General features: G+C 41.8%; 6 protein-coding genes. All 6 read left to right on the forward strand.

What is annotated here, in order from left to right; translation table 11 throughout:
* Nucleotides 1-326 precede the first annotated feature (326 nt).
* Genes ACO4XG_RS05600 through ACO4XG_RS05625 form a run of 6 tightly spaced genes read left to right on the forward strand, consistent with a single transcriptional unit; the run spans nt 327 to nt 6433 of the window.
* Complete coding sequence (locus ACO4XG_RS05600) at nt 327-686, forward strand: ArsR/SmtB family transcription factor (protein WP_005330964.1); 360 nt, start codon at nt 327-329, stop codon at nt 684-686.
* A gap of 59 nt (nt 687-745) precedes the next feature.
* Complete coding sequence (locus ACO4XG_RS05605; RefSeq protein ID WP_485129663.1) at nt 746-3100, forward strand: heavy metal translocating P-type ATPase; 2355 nt, start codon at nt 746-748, stop codon at nt 3098-3100.
* 16 nt (nt 3101-3116) lie between these two features.
* Nucleotides 3117-3635: a DUF6921 family protein gene (locus ACO4XG_RS05610; RefSeq protein ID WP_308509502.1), complete on the forward strand. Its 519-nt coding sequence runs from the start codon at nt 3117-3119 to the stop codon at nt 3633-3635.
* A 10-nt stretch (nt 3636-3645) separates the two neighbouring features.
* Nucleotides 3646-4185: a pilus assembly protein PilX gene (locus ACO4XG_RS05615; protein ID WP_308509503.1), complete on the forward strand. Its 540-nt coding sequence runs from the start codon at nt 3646-3648 to the stop codon at nt 4183-4185.
* On the forward strand, nt 4182-5726 hold the full coding sequence (locus ACO4XG_RS05620) for an FAD-dependent oxidoreductase (RefSeq protein ID WP_308509504.1): 1545 nt from the start codon (nt 4182-4184) through the stop codon (nt 5724-5726). The genes ACO4XG_RS05615 and ACO4XG_RS05620 overlap by 4 nt, the downstream gene beginning before the upstream one ends.
* Nucleotides 5723-6433: a succinate dehydrogenase/fumarate reductase iron-sulfur subunit gene (locus ACO4XG_RS05625; protein ID WP_330670190.1), complete on the forward strand. Its 711-nt coding sequence runs from the start codon at nt 5723-5725 to the stop codon at nt 6431-6433. The genes ACO4XG_RS05620 and ACO4XG_RS05625 overlap by 4 nt, the downstream gene beginning before the upstream one ends.
* The last annotated feature ends 224 nt before the right edge of the window (nt 6434-6657 follow it).

Genomic DNA, 6657 nt, shown 5'->3' on the forward strand with positions numbered 1-6657 from the left:
AAAAAGAAATTCAGAATGATCTTCTCTTGACAGAACCGGAATACCTTACTGTTTCCCTACCGTCAGCAAACTGTATGAAGCTGTAAGGATTCAGCTTGGATATTACATTCCGGAACAAGCAGAGATAATGTGGAACGTCATGCAGATGGAAGTGTGACAAGAAAGCCAAAACGGTATACTGGGAAAAAAGATTAAGAAAAGAATAAAGAGCTGGTTTTAATTGTAAAATTTATGGGGAACTAACATCAGCTTATTGACATGAATTTAAAAATAAGTATAATAATAGTTGAGTAATTGTTCAACTATTATTATTTGGAGGTGAATATATGCCAAAAACGTCTTATATTTGTAATTGCGATGTAATTCATGAGGATATTGTGAATGATGTGAAATCCAAGATGCAGCCAAAAGATGATTATATCCAGTTGGCTTCTTTGTTTAAGCTATTTGGAGATGGAACTAGAGTACAAATCTTACACGCTCTAGAACAGAGTGAGATGTGTGTATGTGATCTTGCAGTGCTACTGGGGGTAACAAAATCTGCAATTTCGCATCAGTTAAAGGCATTACGCCTTGCGAATCTGGTAAAATTCCGTAAAGAAGCACAGATAGTTTACTACTCGCTGGCAGATGATCATGTGAAAGAGATTATTGACAAGGGATTTGAGCATCTTTGGCAGAAATAATATTTTTTAACATTATAGTTGAGTAATTGAACAATTAAACAAATTATAAGGAGATTATCATGAAACGCATATTTCTATTAAAAGGGTTGGACTGTCCAAATTGTTCCGCAAAAATTGAAAAAGAAGTCGGAGAGTTGGATGGAGTGCAATCCTCAGTGGTAAATCTGATGAAGCAGACGCTTACAATCAATGTTACTCAGACAGCCGCAGATACGATAGCCAGTCAGATTGAAACGATTGTTCATAGTCATGAGCCAGATGTGGAAGTTCAGGAAGAAACCGTTATGAATGTTACACAGAGTTATTCGTTAAAAGGGTTGGACTGTCCGAATTGTTCCGCAAAAATTGAAAAAGAAGTCGGAGAGTTGGATGGAGTGCAATCCTCAGTGGTAAATCTGATGAAGCAGACGCTTACAATCATTGTTGCTCAGACAGCCGCAGATACGATAGCCAGTCAGATTGAAACGATTGTTCATAGCCATGAGCCAGATGTGGAAGTTTCTGAAATTGTACAGGAATCTTATATACCGGAAAAAAAGCAGGAGGCCAATGAATCCTATAACAATGAGGATAAGAAGTTGACAGTTCGTTTAGCGACTGGTGCAGCAATCTATGCCATTGGTATGGCATTGACTGTTTTTGCGAAAGTGCCACTGCCTATCGAGTTAGCTTTTCTCATAGTTTCTTATGTTATTCTTGGTGGAGATGTTGTATGGCAGGCTGTGAGGAACATTTCAAAGGGGCGTGTATTTGATGAACATTTTTTGATGAGTGTTTCTACGATTGGGGCTTTTGTCATTGGTGAATATCCAGAAGCAGTTGCTGTTATGCTATTCTATCAGGTAGGTGAATTTTTTCAGTCATTGGCTGTTAAGCGTTCAAGAAAATCTATATCAGACTTAATGGATATACGTCCAGATTCTGCTACAGTAAGAAGAAATGGGGAATTGATTACCATATCTCCAGAAAATGTCTCCATTGGTGAGATTATTATTGTAAAGCCTGGTGAAAAAATTCCATTAGACGGTGTGGTATTGGATGGAGATTCTATGCTGGATACAAGCGCCTTAACAGGAGAATCAGTTCCGAGAAGTGTTCATAAAGGAGACGAAGCACTTTCCGGTTGTATGAATCAGACGGGTGTCTTAATGATTAAGACAACAAAAGCATTTGGTGAATCTACGGCTTCAAAGATTATTGATCTTGTGGAAAATGCGTCAAGCCGAAAAGCACCAACAGAAAATTTTATTACTACATTTGCACGTTATTATACACCTGTGGTTGTAATCTTAGCAGCTTTTCTGGCGATTCTGCCACCGATCATTCTTGGCGGAGGCTGGACAGAGTGGATTCGCAGAGGATTTGTTTTCCTTGTGGTATCTTGTCCATGTGCATTGGTTATTTCAATCCCGCTGACTTTCTTCGGCGGCATTGGTGCAGCATCTAAACGAGGTGTTCTTGTAAAAGGAAGCAATTATTTAGAGGCACTTAATAATGTCAGCGTTATTGTGTTCGATAAAACCGGAACACTTACAAAAGGTGTTTTCAATGTGACGGATATTTTGCCTGCAAAAGGATTTTCAAAAGAACAGGTTCTGGAGTATGCGGCAGATGCAGAGAGTTTTTCTAACCATCCTATTGCAAAATCCATTCTTGCTGCTTATGGAAAAGAAATTGATCAGTCAGTGATTTCTGATTATAAGGAAATTTCAGGATATGGAATCAGTGTAATGGCAGGGGAAAAGAAAGTTTTTGCTGGCAATACGAAACTTATGGATACAGAATGTATAGAGTACACAACCTGTGAAAACGCAGGTACAAAAGTTTATTTGGCTGTAGATGGTCAATATGCAGGATGTATTTTGATAACAGATGAAGTGAAGCCGGACAGTAAAAAAGCAATTTCTGACCTGAAACATATCGGCGTAGAAAAAACAGTCATGCTTACCGGTGATGATGAAAAAATTGGGAAGTCCGTTGCAGAAGAATTGCAGTTGGATGAATATTATGCACAGCTGCTTCCTGACCAAAAAGTGGAAAAGGTTGAGCTTTTAGATAGTAAAAAGAGACCGGGAAGCAAATTGGCTTTTGTTGGTGATGGTATCAATGACGCTCCTGTCCTTGCCCGTGCAGATGTTGGTATTGCAATGGGTGGGCTTGGTTCGGATGCGGCCATTGAAGCAGCAGATGTAGTTCTGATGACAGATGAACCGTCTAAGCTGGTGGATGCGATTGAAGTAGCAAAAGCGACAAAACAGATTGTCATGCAGAATATAGTGATTGCTCTTGGGATTAAGAGTGTGTTCCTGATTCTTGGCGCTCTTGGTATTGCGGGAATGTGGGAAGCTGTATTTGGTGATGTAGGCGTTACCATAATTGCTGTTTTAAACGCAATGAGAATTTTGAAAAAATAGGAAATGAGGTGGGAATGTGAAACGAAAACTGATTCTGTTAGTTGTTACGATTGTTTTTCTTGTAGGGTTTGGTGCCATTTTACATTCACCGCTTTCTATGATTGATGCAGTCACAGGAGCAACACCGAAGTCAAAAAAGGCGGCTCAAGCCTCCGCACAGTTGGAAGGCTCTTATGTTCTCGGCATTAATATGGTGTCAGATGGTCTCGACAACGAGAACACCCGGAATAAATTAAAAGAATTGGCACTGGACGATTCGGAAACAAATGAAACAGATCTCATGAAAACGGACATTAGTTTTCGGTTATATGTATCTGAGACGGATTATCCGCTTGTCAGTTATGCTAAGAAACTCTGTGACAGGTTGAAACAGGCCGGTTTCTCCGTAGATCTGAAAGAGTACAGTAACACAATGATGCTATCAAGAGTGGTAAGTGGAAAGTATGATGTATTCCTGGCATCGGATGATTTTATTGACGTTACAACGCTAACACAGATGGACTATATGATCATGGACAGCGAAGAAATGAGGTGAGCGGGAATTTATGAGAAAATGGAATACGATTTTGTCTGTTGTAATGCTTCTCATTTTTATGATTCATGGAATCATGGGCAGCTTTATGCTGAACGGAGTTGGAAGTAGTGCAGGGAAAATTCTTGCATGGATTGGTGTTGGTATTCTTGTTGTGCATACGGTGATGGGTACCGTCCTGACAGTTCAGAGTTTACGGGCAGCGAAACAATCCGGAAAAATGTATCTGAAACAGAACGCCATATTCTGGGCGAGACGAGCCAGTGGGATGGTAATACTGATCCTGCTGTTCTTCCATATTGGCTTGTTTGGAAAGGTGCAGAATGGGACATATATTTTGTTCCCTTTTACAACGGTAAAGATGGTAACTCAGCTTTTGTTCGTGGCGGCAATCTTTGTTCATATTTTTATCAATATCCGCCCATTGCTCGTATCGCTGGGAATCATCAGTTATAAAGAACGAAGGGGTGATATTTATTTGATTCTTTCGGTGCTCCTTCTGTTTATAGCGGGCGCAGTTATTTTCTATTATATTGGGTGGCAATATCTATGAGTAAGACAATTATTATTATAGGTGCTGGACTGGCAGGACTTTCAGCGGCTTTGCAGGCAGCGGAAAATGGATGCAATGTAAAACTGGTTTCCTCCTTTCCATCAGAGCGGGCGCAGTCTGTTATGGCGGAGGGCGGTATCAACGCAGCTTTGAATACAAAAGATGAAAACGACAGTCCCGAAGAACATTTCACAGATACAATAAAGGCGGCTTGCGGTCTGGCAGACCCAAATGCAGTTTGGGGAATGACACAGGCAGCACCGGAGCTGGTGCACTGGCTGTTAAAACTTGGAGTTCAATTTAACATGAGCGGCTATGATGATGTGGATCTGCGGAATTTTGGCGGGCAGAAAAAGAAAAGGACTGCTTTTGCGCAGAGCGATACCGGGAAGCAGATCATGACAGCTATGATAGACGCTGTTCGCAGGAAAGAAGCATCTGGTATGGTAGAACGGTTCAGCCATCATTCTTTCCTAACACTTCGTCTGTGTGACAATATTTGTTGTGGCTGCGTAATCAGGGATGAATACAGTCAGGAGACTGTGGAATTACCGGGGGATGCGGTTATTGTTGCCACCGGTGGTATGCACGGATTGTTTGGAAATACAACGGGTTCGCTGAGCAATACAGGAGAAGTCACCGCAGAATTGTTCCGGCTTGGTGTTCCTCTGGCAAATGGCGAGATGATCCAGTATCATCCGACAACTGTGAAATGTGGTGGAAAACGCATGCTCATCAGCGAGGCGGCCAGAGGGGAAGGTGGCAGGTTGTTTGCCATGAAAGATGGAAAACAATGGTATTTCATGGAGGAAAAATACCCGGAGCTTGGAAATCTGATGCCACGAGATATTACCGCCAGAGAGATATGGAAGGTCAGCCATGAATCAGAGGTATTTCTTGACATGACGGAAATATCGGACGAGATTATTTCAAATAAGCTATCTGGTCTGGCAGACGATTGTATGACCTATCTGCATAAAGATATACGAAAGGAACCGGTGTCTGTTTTACCGGGAATTCACTATTTTATGGGAGGCATTCTGGTGGATGAGCAGCACAGAACGCCGATTCAGAATCTTTACGCTGCCGGAGAATGCTGTGCCCAATATCATGGTGCCAACCGTCTTGGTGGAAATTCTCTGTTAGGAGCGTTATACGGAGGACGTGTTGCGGCAAAATCAGCATGCGAACAGGCAGATGTAGTAGATCTATCTTGTGCGACACAGATAGATTTTCCACCAGCGTCCCAAATTTCAGAAATAAAGCAATTAAACAAAGTGATGCAGGAGACTATGGGAGTTGTCAGAAATGAGAATACGTTGTTAAATGGGATTCAAACGGTACAAGCGCTGACAGGAAATCTTCCATTGCTTGGCATGGCAGTTCTAAAGAGTGCTCTTGCAAGAAAAGAAAGCCGTGGTGCACACTGGCGGGAGGATTATCCGAAGAGCAATGACGATGATTACCTTAAAACAACGGTAGTCAGATTTGATGGAAAGCAGATACAGATTTCCTTTGTACCTGTTCCAGAAAGGCGGTGATTCACTTGGTATATAAAATAAGAATCAGGCGGCAGGAGAGTCAGAAAGCAGACAGTTATTGGCAGGAATTTGAGTTTGACGGAAGCAGAAACAGCTCTGTTGCTACTGTTCTAAAGGAATTGAACAGTAGAACCCCTTTGAAAGATAACTCAGGGAATATAGTTACTCCCATCAGCTGGGAATGTAGCTGTATGGTGCGAAAATGTGGGGCTTGCGCCATGCTGATTAACGAACGTCCGAGGCTGGCATGCTCTACATTTCTACATACGTTAAAAGGTTCTACAATTACCTTGGAACCTTTAAGCAAATTTCCGCTTGTAAGAGATTTGATCGTTGACCGGTCAAATCTGTTTGAAAATTTGAAAAAACTGAACCTTTGGCTTGAAAGTGAAGCTTATATGAGTTCGTGGACACATGAACCGAGATACCAGTCGGCACGCTGTCTGATGTGTGGCTGCTGCCTTGAAGTGTGTCCTAACTTCTCTGCAAATGAGACTTTTGCAGGCGCTGTTGCTGCAGTCAACGCATTTCGGATTCTGAATGAAGAACAGGAAAGCACTCATTTGAATGAGATTTCTGCTGAATATAAGAAGAAATATTTTGAGGGATGCGGGAAGTCGTTATCTTGTCATGATATTTGTCCGATTGGTCTGCCTGTGGAAGAACTGCTTGTAAGGTCGAATGCAGCGGCTGTTTGGGGCAAATAAAATGGATGATAAAAGCTATAATGAATGTATGAAGGGGCTGTTGCACAAGGAAAAAAGTCCAAGTGCAGCAGCCCCTTTACGGTTAAATGCCTCCAAAAGCACAAAAACGCTCGCCATAGACCCCCTAATGATATGTACCCTCTTTACTGGACACGAAAGTGTCACAGTGAGGAGGGTTTTATCATGCGCTATGATTATGAATTTAAGAAGATGTGTGTCGACCT

The sequence above is a fragment of the Stomatobaculum sp. genome (assembly GCF_057248925.1).

What these genes read in the sequence shown, in the direction of transcription:
- ACO4XG_RS05605 (WP_485129663.1), top strand. Translation starts at nt 746, where the DNA reads ATGAAACGCATATTTCTATTAAAAGGGTTGGACTGTCCAAATTGTTCC.
- ACO4XG_RS05620 (WP_308509504.1), top strand. Translation starts at nt 4,182, where the DNA reads ATGAGTAAGACAATTATTATTATAGGTGCTGGACTGGCAGGACTTTCA.
- ACO4XG_RS05600 (WP_005330964.1), top strand. Translation starts at nt 327, where the DNA reads ATGCCAAAAACGTCTTATATTTGTAATTGCGATGTAATTCATGAGGAT.
- ACO4XG_RS05615 (WP_308509503.1), top strand. Translation starts at nt 3,646, where the DNA reads ATGAGAAAATGGAATACGATTTTGTCTGTTGTAATGCTTCTCATTTTT.